This window comes from Rhodococcus erythropolis R138, assembly GCF_000696675.2.
Lineage (GTDB): Bacteria > Actinomycetota > Actinomycetes > Mycobacteriales > Mycobacteriaceae > Rhodococcus_F > Rhodococcus_F erythropolis.
The window spans coordinates 2,574,006-2,597,849 of record NZ_CP007255.1; the positions used below are offsets into that span (position 1 = coordinate 2,574,006).

At 63.2% G+C, this 23,844-nt stretch carries 23 protein-coding genes; 18 read left to right on the forward strand and 5 right to left on the reverse strand.

What is annotated here, in order from left to right; all coding sequences use genetic code 11:
• Positions 1–133: 133 nt before the first annotated feature.
• The 5 genes from H351_RS12145 to H351_RS12160 all read left to right on the forward strand — a co-directional run bounded on the left by H351_RS12145 (position 134) and on the right by H351_RS12160 (position 4,471).
• A complete protein-coding gene (locus H351_RS12145) occupies positions 134–1,918 on the forward strand; it encodes an ABC transporter family substrate-binding protein (RefSeq protein WP_019744524.1) in 1,785 nt (594 codons plus the stop codon).
• Positions 1,915–2,799, forward strand: coding sequence for an N-acetyl-1-D-myo-inositol-2-amino-2-deoxy-alpha-D-glucopyranoside deacetylase (gene mshB / locus H351_RS12150; protein ID WP_029255824.1), 885 nt, complete (start codon positions 1,915–1,917; stop codon positions 2,797–2,799). Before H351_RS12145 ends, mshB begins: the two co-directional genes overlap by 4 nt.
• A gap of 107 nt (positions 2,800–2,906) precedes the next feature.
• The gene (locus H351_RS32270; protein WP_019744522.1) at positions 2,907–3,065 is read left to right on the forward strand and encodes a hypothetical protein; all 159 of its coding nucleotides are present in this window, start codon (positions 2,907–2,909) and stop codon (positions 3,063–3,065) included.
• A 92-nt stretch (positions 3,066–3,157) separates the two neighbouring features.
• On the forward strand, positions 3,158–3,574 hold the full coding sequence (locus H351_RS12155) for a hypothetical protein (RefSeq protein ID WP_019744521.1): 417 nt from the start codon (positions 3,158–3,160) through the stop codon (positions 3,572–3,574).
• 51 nt (positions 3,575–3,625) lie between these two features.
• A complete protein-coding gene (locus tag H351_RS12160; protein ID WP_020908485.1) occupies positions 3,626–4,471 on the forward strand; it encodes a uroporphyrinogen-III synthase in 846 nt (281 codons plus the stop codon).
• On the opposite strand, the gene H351_RS12165 is transcribed toward H351_RS12160, so the two are convergent.
• Together H351_RS12165 and H351_RS12170 are read right to left on the reverse strand one after the other, a co-directional pair.
• On the reverse strand, positions 4,431–6,002 hold the full coding sequence (locus tag H351_RS12165; RefSeq protein ID WP_081051153.1) for a PH domain-containing protein: 1,572 nt from the start codon (positions 6,000–6,002) through the stop codon (positions 4,431–4,433). The two genes, H351_RS12160 and H351_RS12165, sit on opposite strands and share 41 nt — an antisense overlap.
• A complete protein-coding gene (locus H351_RS12170) occupies positions 5,999–6,502 on the reverse strand; it encodes a PH domain-containing protein (RefSeq protein WP_020970221.1) in 504 nt (167 codons plus the stop codon). Before H351_RS12170 ends, H351_RS12165 begins: the two co-directional genes overlap by 4 nt.
• Before the next feature lie 82 nt (positions 6,503–6,584).
• Here H351_RS12170 and H351_RS12175 point away from each other — a divergent pair, with 82 nt between their 5' ends.
• The 8 genes from H351_RS12175 to H351_RS12210 all read left to right on the forward strand — a co-directional run bounded on the left by H351_RS12175 (position 6,585) and on the right by H351_RS12210 (position 15,772).
• Positions 6,585–6,773, forward strand: coding sequence for a hypothetical protein (locus H351_RS12175; protein ID WP_003945217.1), 189 nt, complete (start codon positions 6,585–6,587; stop codon positions 6,771–6,773).
• Between the two features lie 118 nt (positions 6,774–6,891).
• Positions 6,892–9,450, forward strand: coding sequence for a bifunctional FO biosynthesis protein CofGH (locus tag H351_RS12180; RefSeq protein ID WP_029255822.1), 2,559 nt, complete (start codon positions 6,892–6,894; stop codon positions 9,448–9,450).
• On the forward strand, positions 9,450–10,208 hold the full coding sequence (locus H351_RS12185; RefSeq protein ID WP_019744515.1) for a hypothetical protein: 759 nt from the start codon (positions 9,450–9,452) through the stop codon (positions 10,206–10,208). Before H351_RS12180 ends, H351_RS12185 begins: the two co-directional genes overlap by 1 nt.
• 146 nt (positions 10,209–10,354) lie before the next feature.
• Positions 10,355–10,678 carry a ferredoxin gene (fdxA, locus tag H351_RS12190; protein ID WP_003945248.1) on the forward strand — a complete coding sequence of 108 codons (324 nt, stop codon included), beginning with the start codon at positions 10,355–10,357 and terminating at the stop codon, positions 10,676–10,678.
• Positions 10,679–10,683: 5 nt separating this feature from the next.
• Positions 10,684–11,787 carry a succinyldiaminopimelate transaminase gene (gene dapC, locus H351_RS12195; RefSeq protein ID WP_029255821.1) on the forward strand — a complete coding sequence of 368 codons (1,104 nt, stop codon included), beginning with the start codon at positions 10,684–10,686 and terminating at the stop codon, positions 11,785–11,787.
• Positions 11,788–11,851: 64 nt separating this feature from the next.
• Positions 11,852–12,532 carry a rhomboid family intramembrane serine protease gene (locus H351_RS12200; protein WP_029255820.1) on the forward strand — a complete coding sequence of 227 codons (681 nt, stop codon included), beginning with the start codon at positions 11,852–11,854 and terminating at the stop codon, positions 12,530–12,532.
• Positions 12,533–12,544: 12 nt separating this feature from the next.
• Positions 12,545–13,957 (forward strand): acyl-CoA synthetase, encoded by a 1,413-nt coding sequence (locus H351_RS12205; RefSeq protein WP_029255819.1) that lies wholly within the window; start codon positions 12,545–12,547, stop codon positions 13,955–13,957.
• A 213-nt stretch (positions 13,958–14,170) separates the two neighbouring features.
• Entirely contained in the window at positions 14,171–15,772 is a 1,602-nt protein-coding gene (locus H351_RS12210; RefSeq protein WP_029255818.1) for a substrate-binding and VWA domain-containing protein, read from the forward strand.
• A 15-nt stretch (positions 15,773–15,787) separates the two neighbouring features.
• Here the strand turns inward: H351_RS12210 and H351_RS12215 are convergent, their stop codons facing one another.
• Positions 15,788–17,008 (reverse strand): HNH endonuclease, encoded by a 1,221-nt coding sequence (locus H351_RS12215; RefSeq protein ID WP_244891482.1) that lies wholly within the window; start codon positions 17,006–17,008, stop codon positions 15,788–15,790.
• 198 nt (positions 17,009–17,206) lie between these two features.
• Between H351_RS12215 and H351_RS12220 the strand changes: the two genes are divergently transcribed.
• Both H351_RS12220 and H351_RS12225 read left to right on the forward strand, forming a co-directional pair.
• Positions 17,207–18,181 carry an ABC transporter ATP-binding protein gene (locus H351_RS12220; protein ID WP_029255816.1) on the forward strand — a complete coding sequence of 325 codons (975 nt, stop codon included), beginning with the start codon at positions 17,207–17,209 and terminating at the stop codon, positions 18,179–18,181.
• Positions 18,181–18,939, forward strand: coding sequence for an ABC transporter permease (locus H351_RS12225; protein ID WP_029255815.1), 759 nt, complete (start codon positions 18,181–18,183; stop codon positions 18,937–18,939). The genes H351_RS12220 and H351_RS12225 overlap by 1 nt, the downstream gene beginning before the upstream one ends.
• A 9-nt stretch (positions 18,940–18,948) precedes the next feature.
• Here H351_RS12225 and H351_RS12230 read toward each other — a convergent pair whose 3' ends face one another.
• Both H351_RS12230 and dapD read right to left on the reverse strand, forming a co-directional pair.
• Positions 18,949–20,331, reverse strand: a complete 1,383-nt coding sequence (locus H351_RS12230) for an amino acid permease (protein WP_020908472.1) — start codon at positions 20,329–20,331, stop codon at positions 18,949–18,951.
• The gene (gene dapD / locus H351_RS12235) at positions 20,331–21,284 is read right to left on the reverse strand and encodes a 2,3,4,5-tetrahydropyridine-2,6-dicarboxylate N-succinyltransferase (RefSeq protein WP_019749368.1); all 954 of its coding nucleotides are present in this window, start codon (positions 21,282–21,284) and stop codon (positions 20,331–20,333) included. Before dapD ends, H351_RS12230 begins: the two co-directional genes overlap by 1 nt.
• Before the next feature lie 49 nt (positions 21,285–21,333).
• On the opposite strand from dapD, the gene dapE reads away from it, so the two are divergent.
• From dapE to H351_RS12250, 3 genes are read left to right on the forward strand one after another with little or no spacing between them, the layout of a single operon-like run.
• Entirely contained in the window at positions 21,334–22,404 is a 1,071-nt protein-coding gene (gene dapE, locus H351_RS12240) for a succinyl-diaminopimelate desuccinylase (RefSeq protein ID WP_029255814.1), read from the forward strand.
• 16 nt (positions 22,405–22,420) lie between these two features.
• On the forward strand, positions 22,421–23,224 hold the full coding sequence (locus tag H351_RS12245) for an LOG family protein (RefSeq protein WP_003945176.1): 804 nt from the start codon (positions 22,421–22,423) through the stop codon (positions 23,222–23,224).
• Positions 23,218–23,775, forward strand: coding sequence for an LOG family protein (locus tag H351_RS12250; protein WP_019749366.1), 558 nt, complete (start codon positions 23,218–23,220; stop codon positions 23,773–23,775). Before H351_RS12245 ends, H351_RS12250 begins: the two co-directional genes overlap by 7 nt.
• The last annotated feature ends 69 nt before the right edge of the window (positions 23,776–23,844 follow it).

Below are 23,844 nucleotides of genomic sequence, written 5' to 3' on the forward strand. Positions count from 1 at the left end.
CTGACAGGCGGATGTGCCTTTCAGCCGAGTTTTCGGCGGAAAGGTACATTCGCCTTCATGGTTTCCGGGCGAAAGTTCTGCCCGGAAATCGAGTGCGAAGGGGCGACGCGGCCCCGTACGGAAGGAATTGTCTGTGGCCTCAGGACGTCGCTACCTGGCGTTGGCAGTGGCAGTGACGGCGTTGTCGCTGACCGCGTGTACGGCCGATCCGCCGCCTCCGGTCGAGAGCACCGAAACCGTCAAGCCCACACCGACTCCGGTCGTTCCGGCGATGAAGCAGGTCACCGTGGCGATCGACGAGGTAGGAGGCGGATTCAACCCGCACCTGCTCGCGGATCAGTCGCCGGTCAACTCCGCAGTCGGCAACCTCGTGTTGCCCAGTGCGTTTCGCCCGATCAATTCGCCGACGCAGCCTGGTGCGACGGAGTGGGCGATCGACGATTCTTTTCTCGTTTCGGCTGAAGTGACATCAGAGGCTCCGTTCACTATTCGCTACCAACTGCGCAACGAAGCCCAATGGTCGGACGGCGCTCCCATTGCGGCAGAGGACTTTCGCTATCTCTGGCAGCAGATGATCTCGGTTCCCGGTGTGGTCAACCCCGCCGGCTATCAGATGATCGACGACGTGAACTCGTCCGGCGGTGGCAAGACGGTCAACGTCGTGATGCGTGCGCCGTATCCGGCGTGGCGAGAGTTGTTCACCGATATTCTTCCATCCCACCTGATCAAGGACACTCCCGGCGGTTTCAGCACCGGTTTGAGTGAGGGGATTCCGGTGTCTGGAGCCCACTTTCACGTGCGCTCGGTCGACCGTGGTCGAGACGAAATCGTGCTGGAACGCAACGACCGATTCTGGGGCAAGCCTTCAGATCCAGATCAGATAGTTCTGCGACGCGGAGGAACGGCTTCGCAGTTGGCGGATGCACTGCGTACCGACGATGCTCAAGTGGCGCAAGTTCATTCGGGTAGTGCCACGGATATTCAGCTTTCTGCAATCCCGGGTGTCAGTACTGCATTCTCCTACGTTCCGCGCACTCTCGACATCAACGTCAATGGGCGCAGTAAGAACTTCGCGGACGTTCGGGTGCGTAAAGGTGTTCTGGGACTGCTCGATCCGGACCTGCTCGCCGTAGTGGCGGCCGGGAGTGAATCGGCGTCGGCCCCGGTGAAAGCTCAGATCCTCGCTCCGTCGGATCCGGGATATGCGCCAACCGCGCCGCCGAAACCGACCAGAGAGCAGGCGCTGGGCGAGCTGACCGCAGCCGGCTACTTGACAGCACCGCCAACCGGAATCGTCACTGGCACTGGAACGGTCGGATCGATCGTCCGGGACGGCGCTCAGTTGACGCTGCTGATCGGCGCTCCCGAAAACGACGACATCGCGATCGCCGTGGCAAACACCGCTGCCGACGAATTGCGTGACGTGGGGATCCTGGCGACCGTCGAATCGGTGCCGCCGGAGGAGCTCTACGGCGAGGATCTGACTACAGGACGCGTCGACATGATCGTCGGTTGGAGCCGAGCAGGCGCCGACACCGCAACTTCACTGGCCTCCCGGTTCAGTTGCCCGACAGCGCCTTCCACTCCTGCGACAGGTTCGGCGGTACCCACACCGACGCCGTCGCAGTCTCCGGAGCCCGTCCGAACGACAAGCGTCGAGGCTCCGAGCAACCTGTCCGGGCTGTGTGATCCGGCGTTGCAAGGTCGGATCGACGAAGCGCTCAGTGGCATCGGGGATCTCGGGTCGTTGATCGCCGATGCGGAACCCAAGCTGTGGGATCTGGCGGCGGTTTTGCCGATCGTGCAGAGCCGAGCGCTGGTTGCAGTCGGGACCGGAGTCGAGGGCGTGGTCCTCGACGGGCCGGTGCAGGTGGGGATATTCGGAAACGCTACGGACTGGGTGAGGGTGGCAAAGTGACCGCGTCGGCGAAGCGACTTCTGTTGGTGCACGCACATCCGGACGACGAAACGATCACCACCGGTGGCACTATCGCGCGTTACGCGTCCGAAGGCGCCGACGTCACGGTCCTCACCTGCACGTTGGGGGAGGAAGGCGAAGTGATCGGTGACGCGTGGGCAGGGCTCGTGGCTGCCGAGGCCGATCAACTCGGGGGCTACCGGATCGCGGAACTGAGCGCTGCTTTGTCGGCTTTGGGCAGTGCCGCTCCTCGCTTCCTCGCCGGTGCCGGTCGTTATCGCGATTCCGGAATGATCGGCACGCCTTCGGCCGCCAATCCCCGTGCTTTTGTCAATGCTCGACTCGACGAGGCAGTCGGCGCGGTGGTCGCCGTCATTCGTGAGATTCGGCCGCACGTCGTGATCACGTACGACCCCAACGGAGGCTACGGGCACCCGGATCACATCCAGGCACACGCGATCACGACAGCGGCCGTGGAAGCTGCAGCAACGACCGCATATCCCGAGGCCGGCGAGCCGTGGTCGACTCCGAAGTTCTACTGGACCGTGACCGAGCGCAGCGGACTCGAACGCGGCATCGCTGCGATTTCCGAGTTCCCGGAGAACTGGCGTCTGCCCGAGCCCGGTGAATTGCCGAGCGTCGAGGACTCAGACGTGACGACGGCAATCGATGTTCGAGGCGTCATCGATGCGAAGGCGAGGGCATTGAGCGCCCACGCCACTCAGGTGACGGTAGCCCCGAGTGGAGCCGAGTTCGCATTGTCGAACAACGTGGTCCAACCGATCCTGACGGTCGAGCATTTCGTATTGGCCGCCGGCACGCTCGGTCCGGTGGGTGAGGACGGTCGCGAGCGCGATCTGTTCGGCGGGCTGCACAGCTGACCTGGGCGTGGGCTCACAGGCATTGCGATCGACGCCGTAGTGGTGTGTGATGCGTGTCACCGGATGGGTGGTCCTTTCGGTAACAGCAAAGCCTGGGGGCTGAAGAAATGTACAACTGGGACCTGCAGAACCAGATCGTCGCCTTCGTCGATTCGTTGCGTCCGATGGCCGGTTACTACCACGACATGTATTACGGATCGCTCTACGCATTTGCAGATCAGCAAAGTCATCTGCTGACGCTGCTCGGGTTCCCGCCGGTTCCCTGATCGACTTCGTGCTTTTCGGGCGCGAGCCGGGGTGCTTGTCGGGAGGGACCCCGCGCTCGCGCGTTGGCCGTCGATAGACCACTATCAAAACCATGATCACGGCCGAGAACAACACAGACGCTTCGACAGAAACGTCGCTGTCGTGGCTCGACCCCATCATCCTCGGTGTCCTGATTTTCGACGGGTTCTTGTGCGCGGTGTTGTCAGTCCTGTTCTTGCCGACTCATCTCGGTACGACCGCATTTCCGATCAGCATTCTCGTGGCAGCGACCGCGAACCTCGTATTGGTGATCGCCGCCCGCACGGTTACGACGCCGGGTATGGCCGCATTGCCGCTCGCCGGTTGGATCGTCGGGTTCTTGGTGTGCATGGTCGGCGGTCCGGGCGGCGACGTGCTGGTGCTCTCGTCCCCTCTGACGTTCTTACTGCTGGTCGGCGCAATCGCTCCGGCCGCGGTTTTCCTCTTCAAAGTAGCGATCAACAGGCTTGCCACCCTCAGTTCGCAATAGTTCTCGGCGCGCGCGTAGGAAAGTAACCCATCCATAAGGGACACTCAGCCTGTGGCTGAAGATGATCTGGCGGGTGCGACTATCGCCTTGACCGCAGAACGGCGTGTCGAAGAATTTGCGACGCTCCTCGAACGTCGAGGCGCGGAGATCGTGCGGACACCGGTGATCCATGTGCTGCCGTTGGTGGACGATCGAGACCTGCGCACTCAGACGTCCGCGTTGATTGCCGATCCACCGGAATTGGTCGTGATCAGCACCGGAATCGGCTTTCGGGGTTGGCTCGACGCCGTCGCGTCGTGGGGTTTGACCGACGAGTTCCTCGGAGCTCTGGCCCGGACGCGCATCATCGCCCGCGGCCCCAAGGCGACGGGCGCCATCCGGGGCGCCGGACTGCGTGAGGAATGGTCGCCTTCGGGTGAGTCGTCCGAGGAAGTTCTGGAACACCTCGGAAGCGAGGGAGTGGCAGGCTTACGCGTCGCGGTCCAGTTGCACGGCACCATCACCGAATGGGAGCCGTTGACGGACCTGAGCGCATCCCTCGCCGACATCGGCGCGGTTGTCACCCCGGTGTCGGTCTATCGGTGGATCCGGCCGCCGGATCAGTCACCGGTCCGCGCGTTGGTCGCTGCAGTTCGTTCCGGTGCAATCGACGCACTGACCTTCACCAGTGCCCCCGCGGTCTCCTCGATGCTCAGCACGGCCAAAGAGATGGGCGAGCTGGAGCGGTTCGTCGCAGCTATGCGCGGACCGGTACCGACCTACTGCGTCGGACCGGTGACGGCCGCCCCGCTGGAGTTGCTCGGCGTTCCGACCATCCAGCCGGAGCGATCGCGTCTCGGGTCGCTGGCGAGGCTCATCATCGACGACCTGCCCAAACGTCGCCACCGCCCGGAGTGACGGCTTCGATCAATGCCCACGCGTTCTCGGCGGGGAGATCGATCACCTCGTAGCTTCCGGTGCCTGCTGGCGTCGCGGCGATGACGGTTGCCACGCCTGCGCGTCGCTGGAAGAACGTCTCGCGCACCGTCCATCCGATGACACCTTCGGATTCGAGGCTGTGGCGCTGGCGATCGAGCGAGCCGCTTCGGGTGATCAACCATCCCGGCAGGACTGCGTGGCCGAGGCCGTTGTATCGGTCGTAGGCGAGGGCAGCGCCAGCGATGGCGAGTACGGCGACCCCGAACCACGCGTAGATCGGGACATCCAGACCAGAAGCCGTGCACGCCACGCAGACCAGAAACGCTACTGTCGCGAGAAACAGTGCCCTGGTGTACCGGCGACGCCGCGCGGCCGGGCCGTGCGGGATCAGCGGGGCGGACGCCTGACGTGAATCACCGATGACGGTGGCCATCACTCGCTCGGCTTCCCTGCGTGGTCCCTGTGGGAGCAGCAGCGAAGATTCCTTCTTCTCGGCGCTGACCCCGGTCATGATGGCGTCGAGCCGCGCGCCGCGGGCCAATCGCAGCAGAAGCGGTTCTTTGAGCGTCGTGCCGCGGAGGCGGGCGCGGTCGAGTGTGGTTTGCCGAGTTTTCAACAGGCCGTGACTGACATGCAGGATGCGGCCGTTGTCGGTGAGTTTCATGTTGCCGAACGCGATCAGGTACTGGACGCAGGCGAGTGCACTCGACAGCACCAGCAGCACGACGAGTGCGATGACGACAAGCAGCGCGATGCCGAGGCTCTCAAGTGAGTCGAAGCTGTCGCTTACTGCCGACGATTTCGCGACGGCAGTGCCGATGCCGTATTGGAACGAGATGCCGATGATCGCTGCGATGATGGCGATTCCGGTGAACGAAAAGGGAGCGTAGCGAACCCAACTGGGCTCCCAGTGACCGATCTCGGTGTCGACCGGTTCGGCGATGTTCTCGACCGGTGTGCCCGGGGTTTCCAGTCGCCGTGCCTGTTGCGCGCCGGCCAACAGTGCGGCACGTAGGTCCGGAACCAGGGCAGTCGAGAGGGCATTGAGTTCGAACTTGTTCGAATCGTGGCCGATCCCGGCGCGCTGGCCGGTCCCGATGCGCACGATCGACAGCCCGAGTAGTCGGTGCATGACCCCGGCCTCGACGTCGACGGATCGGATGCGGCTACGCGGGACGGAGAGCAGCTTTTTCTGGAATACCCCGGTGCGCAGTTGTACGTGAACGGGCCCGATTCGGTACGTGGTGGTGAAGTACCGCAACAGACCGAAGACGACGAGCAGAGTGACGACGCCGAGTCCCCACCAGTGGTTTCCGGATTGGCTGCCGAGAACTACGGAGACGAGCAGGACCGGGAGCAGTTTGACGACTTCGTTGACGGGGTGGACCAGAAGCATGCGGCGGTCGAGGCGGAGCCATGGCTGTTCCTCCTCGGCTGCCTCGGCAGCTGCCGTTTCCGCCTCGACCGGGATTTCGATCGCGGTCGGGTCGCCCAACTGCTTCTCGTTCACGTTGCGTCTCCCACGTTGGTGCCCGCGATCTCCGTCAGTTGGGCCACTGTGCGGTCGGCGATTTCCTGGTCGAGCGCGGAGATCTTCACAGCCCCGGCCGACGACGCCGTAGTGACGGTGACGGTTGCCAGACCCAACATGCGGTCGATCGGTCCGCGTTCGGTGTCCACGGTCTGCACGCGCGATATCGGTGCGATCCGTCGTTCCTGGGTGAACCACCCCGTGCGTGTGTACACCGCAGTGTCACTGATCTCCCATCTGTGTACGCGATACCGCCACGCCGGAACCATCAGAATGTAGGTGGCCGCGAACAGGACGGTGACTGCGAAGACCAGGCCCACCACCCAGGACGGGATTCCGGGTATCAAGACGGCACAGACGATTTCGGCGACGATGACGGGTACCCAGAACAGCGAGGCAGTGATTGCCCACAGCCTCGGGGCTTTGGCGCTGGGTCGCCATAACGGGTCGGCCATGGTCAGCGGTTGCGGGGCAGTCATGGGCACTACTTTGGTCGAGTGAGGGGCGATCTGTCGACATCGGCCCTATCGTGGAGTGTGGCGACTGCGAAGGGAGCACGTGATGACCGAACAAGATGCGACATTCGACCCGGAGGCTCCGGAATCAGATGCGCTCGAACAATCGACACCCGTAGATCCGAACGCCCCCGAAGAACCCGATCTGACCGACATTCCACTCGACGCGCCAGTGGCTGACGTGGTGGATCAACGAGTCGAGGTCGCGGTCGACGACGACTACCGGCCGTCGTGATCGAGGCCGTGTCGGGGCGGTAAGGCCTCCTACTTCTGGCACCGGGTGGCACTAGTCGTCCCACATGGCGCATGATCGCTAGGTGAACCGAACTGGTGATGACTCCGGCAAACCCACCATGCTTCCGATGCCAGGTATTTCCGCGTCCGCCTCGTCCAGTCCGTCGCCCGGCCCGTCAGCGTCGGCGATGCGGCGAGTTCTCCGTCGCGCACGCGATGGAGCGACCCTGAACGTCGACGAGGCGGCAACGCTGCTGCAGGCGCGGGGAACCGATCTGACCGATCTGTGTTCCTCGGCAGCCAAGGTTCGCGATGCCGGGCTGCTGGCAGCGGGTCGGCCGAACACCGTGACGTATTCGCGGAAGGTTTTCATTCCGCTGACCCGTCTGTGCCAGGACAAGTGCCACTACTGCACATTCGTCACGGTGCCCGGGAAACTGCGTGCCGCTGGGCACGGCATGTTCCTGGAGCCGGACGAGGTTTTGGACATTGCCAGGGCAGGCGCCGAATTGGGCTGCAAGGAAGCGTTGTTCACTTTGGGTGATCGCCCCGAGGCTCGCTGGCCGGAAGCAAAGCAGTGGCTGGACGAACGCGGCTACGACTCCACCCTCGACTACGTGCGGGCGATGTCGATCCGGGTACTCGAGGAGACCGGACTGCTCCCGCATCTGAATCCCGGTGTGATGAGCTGGCAGGAACTCTCGCGGCTCAAGCCCGTTGCGCCGTCGATGGGCATGATGCTCGAGACGACCGCAACCCGCCTGTTCACCGACAAGGGCGAATGCCACTACGGCAGCCCGGACAAGGACCCGGCGGTTCGGCTACGCACCCTGACCGACGCAGGCCGACTGAACATCCCGTTCACCACGGGAATTCTTGTGGGCATCGGGGAGAACTTCCTCGAGCGTGCCGAATCGATCATGGCGATACGCAAGTCGCAGAAGGCGTTCGGGCACATCCAGGAAGTGATCATCCAGAACTTCCTGGCCAAACCTGATACCGCGATGCGCGATACCCCTGATGCAGGACTCGACGAGTTTCTCGCGGCCATCGCCGTCGCACGCCTGCTGCTCGGGCCGACGATGCGGATTCAGAGTCCGCCGAATCTCGTCTCGAACAGCGAGTGCCTCGCACTGCTCGGCGCCGGTGTGGACGACTGGGGCGGGGTGTCACCGTTGACCCCCGATCACGTCAACCCGGAGCGTCCGTGGCCGAATCTCGCGACCTTGGCGGAGATCAGCACCGAAGGTGGCTTCACCCTGACCGAACGGACTGCGGCTCAGCCGGCATATGTCCTGGCCGGGGCTCCGTGGATCGATCCGCGCATTGCGGGCCACGTGCAGGCACTGGCGGACCCCAAAACCGGCCTCGCCCGGCCCGACACCAAGCCTGTGGGTCGACCGTGGCAGGAACCGGACGAGTCGTGGGAATCGAGCGGACGCGTCGATCTCAATACCGAGATCGACACGGACGGGCGCAACACCGAGACCCGCAGTGACCTGGGCAGTGCGTTCGGCGACTGGGAGACCGTGCGCGAACAGGTCCTCGAGCTGAGTGCTCCGATTCGCGTCGACACCGATCTGCTGGCTGCGCTGCGCAGTGCCGAACGCGACCCGGCCGGATGCTCCGACGACGAGTACCTGGCCCTTGCCACGGCGGAGGGCCCGGGCCTGGAAGCTGTTGTGGCACTGGCGGATGCGCTACGCAAGGATGCCGTCGGCGAGGACGTCACCTACGTGGTGAACCGGAACATCAACTTCACCAACATTTGCTACACGGGCTGCCGGTTCTGTGCATTCGCGCAGCGCAAGGGCGACGCCGACGCCTTCACGCTGTCGGCAGAGCAGGTCGCCGACCGTGCGTGGGAAGCGCACGTCGCCGGCGCGACCGAGGTGTGCATGCAGGGCGGTATCGATCCGGAACTTCCCGTCACCGGTTACGCCGACCTGGTCCGGGCCGTCAAGAAGCGCGTGCCGTCGATGCACGTCCACGCGTTCTCGCCGATGGAGATCGTCAACGGTGCATCGCGCAGCGGTGAAAGCATCAGGGATTGGCTGACCGCTTTGCGTGAGGCGGGCCTGGACACCATTCCCGGTACGGCAGCGGAGATCCTCGACGACGAGGTGCGCTGGATCCTCACCAAGGGCAAACTGCCGACGGCGGAGTGGATCGAAGTGGTCACCACGGCCCACGAGGTGGGACTGCGGTCGAGTTCGACGATGATGTACGGGCATGTCGATCAGCCGCACCACTGGGTCGGGCACCTGAACGTTCTTCGCGGAATTCAGGACCGTACAGGAGGATTCACGGAGTTCGTGCTGCTGCCGTTCGTTCACCAGAGCGCGCCGCTGTACCTGGCGGGCGCTTCACGGCCAGGGCCGACCAACCGGGACAACCGCGCTGCGCATGCACTGGCACGCATCATGCTGCACGGTCGTATCCCCAACATCCAGACCAGCTGGGTCAAGCTCGGGATCACCGGAACGCAGATGATGCTCAACGGCGGAGCCAACGACCTCGGCGGAACGCTGATGGAGGAGACGATCTCGCGGATGGCAGGCTCCGAACACGGGTCCGAGAAGACCGTCGCAGAACTGCGCGCCATCGCCGAGGGAATCGGACGTCCGGCGCGCGAACGAACCACCACACATGCACGACGCGAAGGAGCGATTGCCTGATGGCTGACGTACTGGGGGACCGCAAGGTCGTCGAGGTTCTCGATCGAGCGGTGTGGGGGATCAACCCGGTTCTCGATCTCGCCTACAGTGATCCGCTCGGTATCAAGCGTCGGACCTTCGAGCCGACCGATCCCGAGCGAAATGCCGCAGCGATGGTGTTGGACGCGGCGGCCTGGGTCCTCGACGTCGTCAAGTTCCCCGGGACGGCGGCGTGGTCGGTGATGACCGACGAGCAGCGCTCGAAGTGGTGGACGACCCGGTTGGGTGCACTCAACACCGTTGCCGTCGCGTTCCCCGGCATCTTCGGCGTCCTCCTCAATCGGCTGCCGATCCAGGACCTCTTGGCATTCGCGAATCAAGCCGTTGTGCTCGTTGCGGTTGCCCGTGAACACGGAGTGACGGAGCGGGATCAGCAGGTGGACCTCCTGGCGTCGGTGCTGTGCCGGCGTGAGACCAAGTCCCGAGATCTGCTCGCCGGTGAGGATTTCGCCGAAAAGTCGGTCAGCGGCACCGACGAGACCTGGCGCCCGTTCGCGCTCATCGGCACCTTGTGGCGCACGTCGAAGACTTTTCGTGCCATCACGGACGAGCTGCACAAGCGGCCGTCGCGGACGAAACCGTACGAGATTTTCGGCAAGATTCCGGTGGTCGGAGTCGTGGCGGATTATCTCGGTGAGCGCGGCGCTTTGGTCCGCGCTGCTGCTGCGGGGGAGAAGTGGATCGCGATTCGGTCGAGGAACATCACCGCAGTAGGCTGAAATGTGTTACCCCCGCCTGCTCAGAGTCGGTTGGCAGGGGGATAATAGGCTGTTCCCGCGGTACGTGAGAGTCGTATCGGATTTTCGGCCCCTTGCAACTGCGTGTTGCGGCGGCGATGCACGACAGGAAGGCAGGGAGATCGGCAGTGACCTACACGATTGCTGAACCGTGTGTAGATGTGATGGACAAGGCGTGCATCGAAGAATGCCCTGTCGACTGCATCTACGAGGGTGGACGCATGCTTTACATCCACCCCGACGAGTGTGTCGACTGCGGCGCGTGTGAGCCTGTCTGTCCCGTCGAAGCCATCTTCTACGAAGACGACGTCCCGGACCAGTGGAACGCGTACATCAGCACCAACGTCGATTTCTTCGACGATCTCGGTTCGCCGGGTGGAGCGGCCAAGCTCGGCAAGGTCGACTACGACACGCCGTTCATCAAGGCGCTGCCTCCCATGGGTGAGGAATAGAGATCTTGTCTCGTACTCCGGTGGCCGCTGGGCTTCCTGATTTTCCGTGGGATTCGCTCGCCGACGTCACGGCGAAGGCGCACTCTCATCCCGACGGCATCGTGAACCTGTCCGTGGGAACGCCGGTTGATCCCGTTGATCCGGTGATACAGGAGGCTTTGTCCTCTGTTGCCGAGATACCCGGATATCCGACGACGCACGGCACGCTCGCACTTCGCGAGGCCGTAGCGGAGTCACTCGATCGCCGTTACAACATTCCCGACGTCGATCCGACAGCGGTCCTGCCGGCGATCGGCACGAAGGAAATGATCGCGTGGCTGCCGACATTGCTCGGTCTCGGAGCCGACGATCTCGTGGTCATTCCGGAGTTGGCATACCCGACGTACGAGGTCGCGGCGAAGCTGGCAGGCGCTCGCGTCCTGCGCGCCGACGGCTTGAACAAGCTCGGTCCCGAGTCGGCGGCGATGATCTTCGTGAACTCGCCGTCGAACCCCACCGGCAAAGTGCTCGGCCTCGAGCACTTGCAGAAGGTCGTGGCCTGGGCGCGCGAGCGCGGCGCGATCGTCGTCTCCGACGAGTGCTACCTCGGATTGACGTGGGAAGCGGATGCGCTCTCCATTCTCGATCCCCGGGTCAACGACGGCGATCTGACCGGTTTGCTTGCGGTCCACTCGCTTTCGAAGACGTCCAATCTCGCGAGCTATCGCGCGGGGTTCGTCACCGGTGATCCGGCTTTGGTGTCGGAACTGCTCGAGGTGCGTAAGCACGCGGGCATGATCCTGCCGCTGCCGATCCAGGCGGCGATGACCGCAGCTTTGGGCGACGACCAACACGAGAACATCCAGCGCGAGCGGTACCGCGAGCGTCGCAGCGTGTTGATCGAAGCTGTTCGAGGCGCCGGATTCACCGTCGACAATTCCGAGGCGGGTCTATACCTCTGGGCGACGCGCGGCGAGGAATGTCGAGCGACGGTCAGTTGGTTCGCCGATCGTGGGATCCTCGTTGCCCCCGGTGAGTTCTACGGACCGAGCGGGAGCAAGCACGTGCGGATCGCGCTCACTGCAACAGACGAACGAATCGCCGCGGCAGCAAAGCGCCTCTCCGCCTGAACCGTGTGCTTTCCCAGGTGTCAGGTTCCCTGATGTCGGTATCGGTCCGATGTAAGGTCGCGCTGTGACCACCTCAGGGACCGGCGGCTTGGACGCGGTACTGATTTTTGCTGTCGTTGTCGCCTCGGTTGCACTGATGCTCGTGTGGTTGAAAAGTCGTCGAGTTTTCGGAGAATTCCCACGCTCGGCAGCTCTCCTCTGGCTGATGGTTGCAGTGCCGTCCATCCTGCAGGCGCTGATACCAGGACTACTCGAGATGTTTCGTCGTGATCCCGCACTGATTCGCGACGGTCAATGGTGGCGCATTCTGACCTCCGTGCTCGTCCAGGACGGAGGGGTCGCAGGAACCGTCACCAATCTCGTGACGCTGGCCGTGGTTGCACCGCCTGCGTTTCGGCTCTGGGGCGCCGCACGCGGCTGGGCTCTCTTCCTGCTCGGTCAACTGTTGTTCGGTTTGCTCACCACCGCAGTCTTTCCGTCGACCGGCGCAGGTAACTCCGGTGCCACACTTGCTCTGGCAGCGGCGGCCGCGGGGATCGGTGTTCTGGTGCGCCCGCGAATGCCTGAGATTGTTCTGACGGCCGTGATTGTCGTCGGCGGCGCAACCCTGGTGACGGTCGACGATGCGCACGGATTCGCCGTTCTTTCCGGGGCGCTCTTGGGGGCGGCGCTGGTGACGCTGTTCCCTCCGCACTCGATAGACGCGCGTCGGGCAGGAGAAAGTTTGCGACCATCGGCCCTGTGAGATGCTGTCGTGGTGCTGCTGAGATCACTGAACCCCCTTGCTGTCGCCCGCGGTGACGACCTCGACGACGCCGTGACGATCGGTGACACGGTTCTCTCGCGGAGTGCCATTCTTGGTGCCGCGACCTCGGTCGCGGAACGAGTGGCGCAGGCCGATCGGGTTGCTGTATTGGCAACTCCCACAGCAAAAACGATTCTCGCCGTCGTCGGGGCATTGATTGCCGGTGTCACCGTTGTGCCGGTACCGCCGGACTCGGGGAAGGCTGAGCGGGAGCACATTCTGCGTGACTCGGGTGCTCAGGCGTGGCTCGGTGAAACGGACGACCACTGCGACACTCTGCCGGTAGTTCCCGTCCGGTTGCACGCTCGCTCGTGGCACAGCTATCCCGAACCGGCACCGCAGTCCACAGCATTCGTCCTGTACACGTCCGGTACCACTGGCCCACCGAAGGGCGTTCTGCTCAGTCGCTCGGCCATCGCAGCCGGGATCGACGCGCTCGCCGAGGCCTGGGACTGGACGTGGCGAGACACGCTCGTGCACGGGCTTCCGCTCTTCCACGTGCACGGACTGATCCTCGGAATCCTCGGCCCCCTCCGGATCGGCAGCCGGGTGATCCACACCGTCAAGCCGACGCCGGAAAATTACGCCCGGGCGAAAGGCTCCCTCTACTTCGGTGTTCCCACCGTCTGGTCGCGTATCGCCGAGGACGAAGAAGCTGCCCGCGCGTTGTCCGGTGCCCGACTTCTGGTTTCCGGTAGTGCGCCGCTTCCTGTGCCTGTCTTCGAAAAGCTACGGGACCGAACAGGATTGACGCCCATCGAGCGATACGGCATGAGTGAGACGATGCTGACTCTGAGCACACGTTTCGACGGCGAGCGACGCCCAGGGTGGGTCGGCGTGCCGCTGCGCGGAGTCGAGACTCGTCTTCGTGACGAGAAGGGCAACGACGTGCCACACGACGGCGAGAGTATCGGCGGTCTACAGGTACGTGGGCCGATGCTTTTCGACGGCTACTTGAACCGTCCAGACGCAACCGCCGAGTCCTGGACGGAGGACGGCTACTTCAAGACCGGTGATGTCGCCGTCATCGACGAGGGTGGGTTCCACCGAATCGTCGGCCGCGAATCCATCGACTTGATCAAAACCGGTGGATTCAGAGTCGGCGCCGGCGAGATCGAGACCGCCATCCTCGGGCACCCTTCGGTGTCCGAAGTTGCGGTGATCGGTGTCCCCGACGCCGATCTGGGTCAGCGGATCATCGCCGTCGTAGTCCGTAAGCCCGGGAGCCCCGAGGTCACCGAAGCTGAATTGGTCGAGTTGGTCGGGGCTGAGTTGTCGGCGCACAAGCGTCCCCGTGAGGTTCGCTTCGCCGAGACTCTGCCGCGTAACGCGATGGGCAAGGTCCAGAAGCGCGAGCTCTTCTGAGAAGAGCGGTTTGCTGAAAAGTCGCTGCGACGCTTGAAGGTTCGCGACTTCGGTCGGGCTGTCCCGGAATATGGGCTCGTCGGTTCTCCGGCGATTCAGCGCTAGTTGGAATTTCTGTGTTCTTGGCTACACTACCGCCCGGTAGGGATAGCTCCAGTCGCACACATGCCGTCGGTATGTCCTAGTGCGAGTGGCCTCGGAAGGGCAGATTTCATGGCGGGCGGACGGCATTCGAGTCCTGACAGCGGGCGATCGATCGGGTTCTACGCAGTGGGTGGGTTGGTTGCCGTCGCGGTAGTCGCTACCGGGGTGGTGGTCTTCAAGGCAACACAGTCCGATTCCTGCGAGAGCGTCGACGAGTACTCGCTGGCAGCAGATCCTGCGATCGCGCCTGCAGTCACGGAGATCCTCGCAGAATCGTCGCCGGAGCAGACAGGCTGTTCGCGGATCACGGTCACCTCTGCGTTGCCAGGCGACGTAGCGGGAACCCTGGGCAAGGGCGTGGACGCACCGGACATGTGGATACCGGATTCGACAGCGTGGGTCGGCAAAGCTGCACTGACGGCCAAGGGGCCGGTCGCTGCCGCCGGTGGTTCGATCGCCACCTCGCCTGTCGTCCTCGCGTCCGGCGGTGGCGAGCAGTTTGCCAGTTGGCTCACGGCGCTTCAGGTTCCCGATCTCGCGCTGGGCAATCCGTTGTTCACCGGGGTTGCGTCGGCGCCCATTCTTGGAGCCCTCGCGGAGACCGGGGCCACCTCCGAATCGGTTCGAGCGGCACTCGTACCCCATGCCCAAGCAGAGAGCGTTCGTACCGAAGATCAGCCGGTAGGGCAGAAGATGCTCACCGAATTGGTCAGCTCCGGCAAGGTCGGTGTTTCGACCGAGCAGCAGGTAGTCGAGTTCACGAAATCCGAGTCGAAGATTTCCGCGACAGTACCGGCGACTGGAACCATGATCATGGATTACCCCCTGGTGGTCAGTGCCTCGGCGCCGGATCGGCACTACGCGGCAGCGAAGAAGAGTGACGCCATCGCCGACCTGTTGCACAGTGAATCTGCTCAGGAAGTGCTGACACGCAGCGGTTTCCGTACTTCCGGCGGTGGAGCTGTCGAAGGTGGAGTTGGTGACGTGACGGCCTTGACGGTCTCCGAACAGTCGGTGGCCGATCAAACGCTGGGCGCTTGGGCTCTGATGGCCAAGCCGATCCGGACACTCGTTGCGATCGACGTGTCTGCGTCGATGGACTACCCGGCAGCAGGCGGCAAGACGCGCATGCAGTTGACCACTGCTGCCGCTCTCGCCGGCAATCAGGTCTTCCCGGACAGTGTCGCTGCCGGTCTCTGGGCGTTCTCCCAAGGTATGAACGGAACCCAGGACTTTCAGGAATTAGTGCCGATCAGGCGCTACGACACCATCGTCGACGGCATGACTCAGCGAAAGTTGATGGCTGATCAGGCGAACCGTCTCACCGAACTCAAGCGTGGCGCCACCGGTTTGTATGACACGACTCTGGCCGCCTTCCGTAAGGTGCAGGAATCGTACGATCCGCGAGCGGTCAACAGCGTCATCATCTTGACCGACGGTGCCAACGAAGATCCCGACAGCATCAGCCGTGAACAGCTGCTCGATGTTCTTGCACGCGAGCAGGATCCGGCGCGTCCGGTCATCATCGTCACCATCGGCATCACCGATGACGCCGATGCGGCGGCACTCGCCGATATCTCCCGCGTGACGGGCGGTTCGACGTACATCGCTCGAGACCCCTCGGAGATTTCCGAGGTGTTTGTGAACGCACTGGCTCACCGAGGATCGTGAGCCACGCCGAGGACCTCAGGCCGCGTCGGGACCGGCCCAGGGCGTCGGAAGTGGCGGAGCCTCAGACGAATATCGGTGCCCGGTAGGCGTCGTCGTGGTGAAGGTGTGCCGGGTACCTGGTACAGGTTCGGCCGACCAGTCCGAGCCCTGTTTCGCGTAGTTGCATGCCGCGCACAGCCCGGCACCGTTGGCTGCGCTGGTGAGGCCACCCCTCGAGTGATCGCGAATGTGGTCGCGGTGGCGAACCGGCGCGTCGCACCACGGAGTGCGGCAGCTTCGATCCCGGAGTTCGATCAATCGTGCCAACCCCTTCGGGAAGGTTCTCGCGGTGGATTCCATTGCGGTCAGTGCTCCCGTATCGGGGCGTGCGTAGAGCTTTCGAACCGTTGTCATGGTTTCGGAGTCCTCGCCGGACAAGGTGATCCATTCACGTGCGATGGCTGCTGGAACAGGTCCGTACCCGTGGACGTGGGCAGGATCGGTACCGTCGCCGAGTAGCGACTGGTCGGAGACAACCAGATTTACGGTGACGGGTGTCGGTGTGGCGCGGCCGATTCCGGTGACCCGCTCCACCAGGAGATCAGCCATGATTTGAGCTCGCGTGCGCTTGTCCCCGCCGGCAAGTACGGAATCTGCATCGCGGCCGAGCGTGGCATATACGGCGGTACCCGCGGCAGCGGGAAGTAACACATTGAGCCAGCACATCGTGTCGGGCGCAGGCCGTGACGTCACACGTCTGTCTCTTACGGCTTTGCGTGCTCGTCTGGCAACACTGTCGGCGTCTATTTCCGCAGTGCGTGCGCGGATTCTTTCTGTCAGTTGGTGGGTGCCACATCCGTCCAAGATTGCAGCGTCGCAGCAGAACTCGCGATCCAATGCAGCGCGATCCTGGACTGTGAGACACGCAGTTTCACGCATGAGAATTGTCGCTTGATGCTCACTGATGGAGCCACGGACGAGTAGTCGAAGTGTGTGCGGCATCTCGTCGTTCAGTGCGCGGGCCAGGTTGAGATGCTGAGTTCCGAACCATGCCGACTCTCGCCGTGCGAGGGCAATCTGCGCGTTGATTCCACGGCCCTGGTACGAGCGCAGAACTCCCCGTTCGCCGCGGTCCTTGCGGGTTACCGTGTCGAGATCGGCAGCCAGCAAAGCCTGGGCCCCAGCGCAACTGGCCTTCAGCTCTTCCAGTGCGCGTAGTAGGTCCACGCGAGCTGCGTTGTCGATGGAACGATCCATGCTGACGAGTGACGCTCGGAATTGTCCGATCGTTTCTTCGGATAGCGCCTGTTCAGATACTTGCGTCGTCACTTTTACCCCCCCGGTAGTGTCGAACATACATTCGATACTAGCGCCGACAGTGAACGCACGCAACGGCTTTCTGCGTTGGCGTCCGAAAGTTCCGACAGTTCGGTTTTTCATGGTTGACTGGTCCTCATGATCGAGTTGAGGGGATTGACCAAGGTTTACGGACCGACGAAAGCGGTGGACGATTTGTCGTTCACGGTCAAGCCGGGCATCGTGACGGGCTTCCTGGGCCCGAACGGTGCGGGTAAGTCGACGACGATGCGGATGATCCTGGGTTTGGATCAGCCGACGTCGGGTGCGGCGTTGATCGACGGCAAGCCGTACCGGGAGTTGAAGACGCCGCTGCGGACTGTCGGCGCGTTGTTGGATGCGAAGTGGGTGCACCCCAATCGCAGTGCGCGGGCGCATCTGCAGTGGATGGCTGCTTCGAACGGGATCCCGAAGTCCCGCGTCGACGAGGTGCTCGGGTTGGTCGGATTGTCCGAGGTAGCGGGCAAGAAGGCCGGCGGGTTCTCGCTCGGTATGTCGCAGCGTCTCGGGTTGGCGGGTGCGTTGTTGGGTGATCCGAAGGTGTTGTTGCTCGACGAGCCGGTCAACGGTCTCGATCCGGAGGGCATCGTCTGGATTCGTAAGTTCATGCAGCGGTTGGCGGCCGAGGGCCGCACGGTGTTGGTGTCGAGTCACCTTCTCTCGGAGATGGCGTTGACGGCGGAGCAGTTGGTGGTGATCGGCCGGGGTCGGTTGATCTCGGATTCGACGGTCGCGGAGTTCGTGGATCGCTCGTCGGAGTCGACGGTGCGCGTGCGCAGCCCACAATTGGACGCTCTCCATGCCGCATTAACTGCCCACGGACTGACTGTCCGCGAGGAGCACACGGGCTCGGAGCCGGCGTTGGTGGTCGTGGATTCGACGACTGACGTGATCGGCGGTTTGGCTGGTTCGCAGGGAATCGTGTTGCACGAGTTGGCGTCTGTGCAGGGTTCGCTCGAGGATGCGTTCATGAAGTTGACCGGAGACGATGTCCAGTACCACGCATCCGGTATCGAAGCAGTCCCCGAAACTCAGAACGCATACACACAGCAGGCTATGGGAGGTGCACTGTAATGGCTGTTCTCAGTGCTGAACGTATCAAGATCACCACGACCAAGTCGCCGCTCTGGTGCACGATCATCATCATCGTGCTCGGGCTGGGACTCGCCACAGCTTTCGGACTCAGCGCCAAGTCGTCGCTCAGCAGCCCCAACGGTGCAATGATGCCGACAGTGTCGGGGGCACTCAGTGGAGTGACCGGCTTCGGTGTGTTGGTTCTGATGATCATGGCGGCTCTCGCGATCACCAGCGAATATCGCTTCGGGACCATCCGCACCACCTTCCAGGCAGTTCCGAACCGCGCTTCGGTGCTCATCGCCAAAGCGGGCCTCATAGGTGGTTTCGGAGCGGTACTGACTCTCGTATTGTCATTCGGCGCTTTCGCTCTCACGAAGGCCACATCAGGTGACGCCGGAAGATTCCTGACTCTGTCTGGCGACGATAACTGGCGGGTCGTCTACGGAACACCGATCTACGCGTTCTTCTGCGTAGTTCTAGCCGTAGGAGTGGGCGCGTTGCTCCGGCAGTCTGCAGGTGCGATCGCATTACTGCTGTTGTGGCCCTTGCTGATCGAGAATCTTTTCAACCTGTTCGGAAGTATCGGCGAGAAGATCATGCCGTTCCTGCCGTTCATGAACGCCAACAACTTTCTCGGTTCCGGCGGTAGCGTCGACTTCCACTGGGGACCCTGGGGCAGCCTGGTCTACTTCGCCCTCTTCGTGCTCGTCGTATTCGGCCTCAGCATCGTCGTCGTGAACAGGCGGGATGCATAGGCACACGGATCAGGCGGGCTGATTCTGCTTACGCCAGCGGGCGTTCAGGAAACCCAATGCCGCGATCACCAGGAACAACACGGTGGTCGAGATCAACTGTGCACGGGCATCGGCGTCGAAGAGCATGAGGACGACGAAGACGCCAAGCATCGCGAGAGTCGCGTAGCTCAGATACGGGAACAGCCACATACGAACTGTCAGCTTGCCCGACGCTTCGAGTTGTTTACGCAGTCGCAGATGCGAGACGACGATGAAGATCCAGATGACGAGCAGCGCGGCGCCGACTGCGTTGAGCAGGATGCCGAGTAGGTCGTCGGGGAGCAGCCAGTTGAGCAGGACGCTGACGAAGCCGAAGAACACCGACAGCAGAACGGCATTGGTCGGAACTCCGGTGCTCGACAGTTTCGCCATGAAAGCGGGTCCGTCGCCGCGGCGCGAAAGTGAGAACGCCATCCGGGAGGTGCCGTAGATGTTGGCGTTGAAGGCGGAAAGCAACGCCACCACTACGACGAGTTCCATGAACCCGGCAACACCCGGAATGTTCGCCTTGTTCAAGACGGCCACAAACGGGCCGCTCTCGAGTTCGGGGTCGTTCCAGGGCAGCACCAGAACCATGATGGAGATGGCACCGATGTAGAAGACGCTGATGCGCCACACCACGGAGCGGACAGCGACGGCGATGGAGCGTTCCGGATTCTCGGATTCGGCTGCGGCGATGGTGACGATCTCGATCCCACCGAAGGCGAACGCCACGACGAGCAGTCCTGCGGCAATGCCGGACAACCCATTGGGCATGAAGCCGCCCTGCCCGAACAGATTGCTCGTACCGACCGGATCGGTATCGGGGAGGATGCCGAACACCAGCAAGACGCCGATGACGAGGAAGGCGATGATGACGGTGACTTTGATTGCGGCGAACCAGAACTCGAACTCACCGAAGTTGCTGACCTTCGCCAGGTTCACCACGGCGAAGAACACCACGAAGACCAGGGCGACAACCCATTGCGGGATCGACGGCACCCAGTCGTTCACGATCGCCGAGGCTCCGGTGATCTCGGCGCCCAGCACCATGATCAGCATGAACCAGTAGAGCCAGCCCATCACGAAGCCGGCCCACTCGCCGATCCCCAGGCGCGCGTAGTGAGAGAAGGAACCGCTCGCCGGGATCGCAGCTCCCATCTCACCGAGCATGCGCATCACGAACACCACGACGGCGCCCGCAAGGATGTAGGAGATCAGGACGGCCGGGCCGGCCTTGGCGATACCGACGCCGGTTCCGAGGAACAGGCCGGCGCCGATGGCCGAGCCCAGGCCCATCATCGTCAGATGGCGGACCTTGAGACCGTGGCCGAGAGCAGTGGTTGTTCCGTCCGAGACGTCGGTGTCAGTCATCAGTCGTTGGCGTGCAAAGCAGCGTTCAGTTCGACGCCGGTGCCCTTCCACGGCACGACCTCGACGGCACCCGAGACCGAGTTACGACGGAAGAGAAGGTTCGACTTGCCGCTGAGTTCCTTGGCCTTGACGACGGTTCCGTCCGGGCCGGTGACCTTGGTGCCCGCGGTGACATAGAGGCCCGCTTCGAGGACGCAGTCGTCGCCGAGTGAAATGCCGAGGCCGGCGTTTGCGCCGAGGAGGCAGCGCTTGCCGAGGGAGATGGTTTCCTTGCCGCCGCCGGAGAGGGTGCCCATGATCGAGGCGCCGCCGCCAACATCGGATCCGTCGTCGACGACGACGCCCGCGGAGATGCGGCCTTCGACCATCGAGTTACCGAGGGTGCCGGCGTTGAAGTTGACGAAGCCTTCGTGCATGACGGTCGTTCCGCTGGCGAGGTGCGCACCGAGTCGGACACGGTCCGCGTCACCGATACGCACTCCGGACGGCACGACGTAGTCGACCATGCGGGGGAACTTGTCGACGCTGAACACGGTCACGACGCCGCGGATGCGCAGACGTGAGCGAACTTGCTCGAAGCCTTCGACGGCGCACGGGCCGAAGTTGGTCCACACGACGTTGCTGAGCAGGCCGAACTGGCCGTCGAGGTTGACGCCGTGGGGTGCGACGAGACGGTGCGAGAGGAGGTGGAGGCGCAGGTAGACGTCGTGTGCGTCGACCGGCGCCTTGGAGAGATCGGCGATGGTGGTGCGGACGACGACCTGCGAGACCTCGCGAGCGTCGTCAGTGCCTGCCAGCAGTGCAAGATCGGAAGGAATGTCTGTTCCCTCGACGTTCTCGGTACCGGTCTTGTCGAATGTTCCCAGCTCCGGTGCCGGGAACCAGGTGTCGAGGACGGTTCCGTCCGCGGTCACGTTGGCGATACCTACTGCTGTTGCTCCCTGTGCGCTCACGGGACTAGAGATTACTGGGTGGTGGGTGCACCGGCCTAGGCTGGTGCGTGTGAGCATCCTCGATCTTGCTTCGGACCCCATCGACTTGACGGCCGCCCTGGTCGACATCCCCAGCGTCTCGCACGACGAATCCGTCATCGCGCAGGCCGTCGAGGATGCGCTGCGTGAGCAGACTTCGGGCTTCGAGATCATCCGCAACGGCAACGCCGTGTTGGCGCGGACCTCGCGTGGGTTGCCCAGTCGCGTCATGCTTGCCGGACATCTGGATACGGTGCCCATCGCGGACAATGTTCCTTCGCGGCGTGACGGCGACATCCTGCACGGCTGCGGGACCGTGGACATGAAGTCGGGCGACGCGGTCTTTCTGCACCTGGCGGCAACCATCGAGAACCTGGCCCACGATCTGACCCTGGTTTTCTACGACTGCGAAGAGATCGCCGCAACCTTCAACGGCCTGGGACGGATCGAACGCGAGATCCCGGAATGGCTCGCGGCCGACGTCGCAATTCTCGGTGAGCCGACGGCCGGTTTCATCGAGGCCGGATGCCAGGGCACGATGCGGGTTCGGTTGACAGCTTCGGGAACTCGCGCACATTCGGCCAGGTCCTGGCTGGGGGACAACGCCATTCACAAGTTCGGCGGTGCGTTGGAGCGGTTGTCGCGTTACCAGCCGCGCTCGGTCGACATCGACGGTTGCGGCTACCGCGAAGGTTTGTCGGCGGTGCGGATTTCTGGCGGTGTCGCCGGAAACGTCGTCCCGGACGAAGCCGAGATGGACGTCAACTTCCGATTCGCGCCCGATCGCAGCGAGGCGCAAGCCGAGTCGCACGTGCGCGAAGTGTTCGACGGCCTGGGCCTCGGATTCGAGGTCACCGACTCCTCGCCCGGCGCGCTGCCTGGCTTGGCGAACCCGTCCGCTGCCGCCCTGATCGAGGCGGCCGGTGGTCAGTTCCGTGCGAAGTACGGGTGGACCGACGTGTCCAGGTTCTCGGCGCTCGGCATTCCTGCCGTGAACTACGGACCGGGTGATCCGAACCTCGCACACAAGCGCGACGAGCACGTTCCGGTGCAGCAGATCACCGACGTCGCGGCCGTGCTGAGGAAGTATCTGTCGGCCTGACCGTTAGCCTTGCCGCATGGCACCAGAGAAGAATTCGGCTTCGAAGAAGCAGAGCTCGTCGATCAAGCACCGCGGGCCCGTTCAGCTTCGACGCAAGCGCAAGGACGAGAAGACCACGACCGATCAGCGCTTGCTCGACAAGCGCGGACCCACGGACTGGGTCCACACCGATCCGTGGCGTGTGCTGCGTATCCAGAGCGAATTCATCGAAGGTTTCGGCGCACTCGCCGAGGTCCCGCGTGCGGTGACGGTGTTCGGTTCGGCACGCACCACGGTCGATCATCCCGAGTACCAATCCGGCCGTGAGCTGGGAACGGCTTTGGCCGAAGCCGGATACGCCGTCATCACCGGCGGTGGACCGGGAGTCATGGAAGCTGCCAACCGCGGTTGCAGCGAGGCCGGCGGATACTCGATCGGTCTCGGCATCGAGCTGCCGTTCGAGCAGGGTCTCAACGAGTGGGTGGATCTCGGAATCAACTTCCGGTACTTCTTCGCGCGCAAGACGATGTTCGTGAAGTACTCCCAGGCATTCATCTGCCTGCCGGGTGGCTTCGGAACACTCGACGAGCTGTTCGAGGCACTGACCCTGGTGCAGACCCACAAGGTCACGCGCTTCCCGATCGTCCTGTTCGGTACCGAGTACTGGTCCGGACTCGTCGACTGGATTCGCGGCACCCTCGAGCGTGACGGCAAGATTTCCGAGGGCGACGTGAATCTGCTGCACGTCACCGACAGCGTGGAAGAAGCAGTACGAATCGTCCTCAACGCCGACAAGGGCGTCGACGAGGCCGCAGATCTGGGGAAAGAAGAAGAATGGTGACCGATTCCGACAAGAAGTACTCGATCTGCGTCTACTGCGCGTCCGGTCCGGTGGACGAATCGTTCCTGGCGTTGGCGTCAGAAGTGGGAACCGCGATCGGTCGACGCGGATGGCAGTTGGTCTCGGGCGGTGGCAACGTCTCGATGATGGGCGCTGTCGCCGAGTCGGCCCGCGCGGCGGGCGCCTGGACCGTCGGCGTCATTCCGAAGGCCCTGGTGCACAAGGAAGTAGCCGACGTCGATGCCGACGAGCTGATCGTCACGGACACCATGCGCGAGCGCAAGAAGCTGATGGAAGATCACGCCGACGCGTTCATCACGCTGCCGGGCGGAATCGGGACGCTGGAAGAGCTGTTCGAGACGTGGACCGCCGGCTACCTCGGAATGCACGAGAAACCAGTGGTGATGCTCGACCCCGTCGGGCACTTCACCGGCCTGCTCGAGTGGTTGAACAAGCTCGACGGGACCGGCTTCGTCGGGCGTCAGGCTTTGGACACTCTGTTGGTGCGGACGGACGTCGAGGCTGCGCTCGACGCGTGCGTCAGATCCTGATCAGACGCCTGCGTGAAACCCTGACCTGGAGCATGGCGGGCTTTATTACCGTGCAGTAAGGTGGCCGCA

What these genes read in the sequence shown, in the direction of transcription:
- H351_RS32270 (WP_019744522.1), top strand. Translation starts at nt 2,907, where the DNA reads ATGTACAACTGGGACCTGCAGAACCAGATCGTCGCCTTCGTCGATTCG.
- H351_RS12220 (WP_029255816.1), top strand. Translation starts at nt 17,207, where the DNA reads ATGATCGAGTTGAGGGGATTGACCAAGGTTTACGGACCGACGAAAGCG.
- H351_RS12175 (WP_003945217.1), top strand. Translation starts at nt 6,585, where the DNA reads ATGACCGAACAAGATGCGACATTCGACCCGGAGGCTCCGGAATCAGAT.
- H351_RS12170 (WP_020970221.1), bottom strand. Translation starts at nt 6,502, where the DNA reads ATGACTGCCCCGCAACCGCTGACCATGGCCGACCCGTTATGGCGACCC.
- H351_RS12230 (WP_020908472.1), bottom strand. Translation starts at nt 20,331, where the DNA reads ATGACTGACACCGACGTCTCGGACGGAACAACCACTGCTCTCGGCCAC.
- H351_RS12225 (WP_029255815.1), top strand. Translation starts at nt 18,181, where the DNA reads ATGGCTGTTCTCAGTGCTGAACGTATCAAGATCACCACGACCAAGTCG.
- H351_RS12215 (WP_244891482.1), bottom strand. Translation starts at nt 17,008, where the DNA reads ATGGATCGTTCCATCGACAACGCAGCTCGCGTGGACCTACTACGCGCA.
- H351_RS12245 (WP_003945176.1), top strand. Translation starts at nt 22,421, where the DNA reads ATGGCACCAGAGAAGAATTCGGCTTCGAAGAAGCAGAGCTCGTCGATC.
- H351_RS12210 (WP_029255818.1), top strand. Translation starts at nt 14,171, where the DNA reads ATGGCGGGCGGACGGCATTCGAGTCCTGACAGCGGGCGATCGATCGGG.
- H351_RS12185 (WP_019744515.1), top strand. Translation starts at nt 9,450, where the DNA reads ATGGCTGACGTACTGGGGGACCGCAAGGTCGTCGAGGTTCTCGATCGA.
- H351_RS12180 (WP_029255822.1), top strand. Translation starts at nt 6,892, where the DNA reads ATGCTTCCGATGCCAGGTATTTCCGCGTCCGCCTCGTCCAGTCCGTCG.
- H351_RS12155 (WP_019744521.1), top strand. Translation starts at nt 3,158, where the DNA reads ATGATCACGGCCGAGAACAACACAGACGCTTCGACAGAAACGTCGCTG.
- H351_RS12250 (WP_019749366.1), top strand. Translation starts at nt 23,218, where the DNA reads ATGGTGACCGATTCCGACAAGAAGTACTCGATCTGCGTCTACTGCGCG.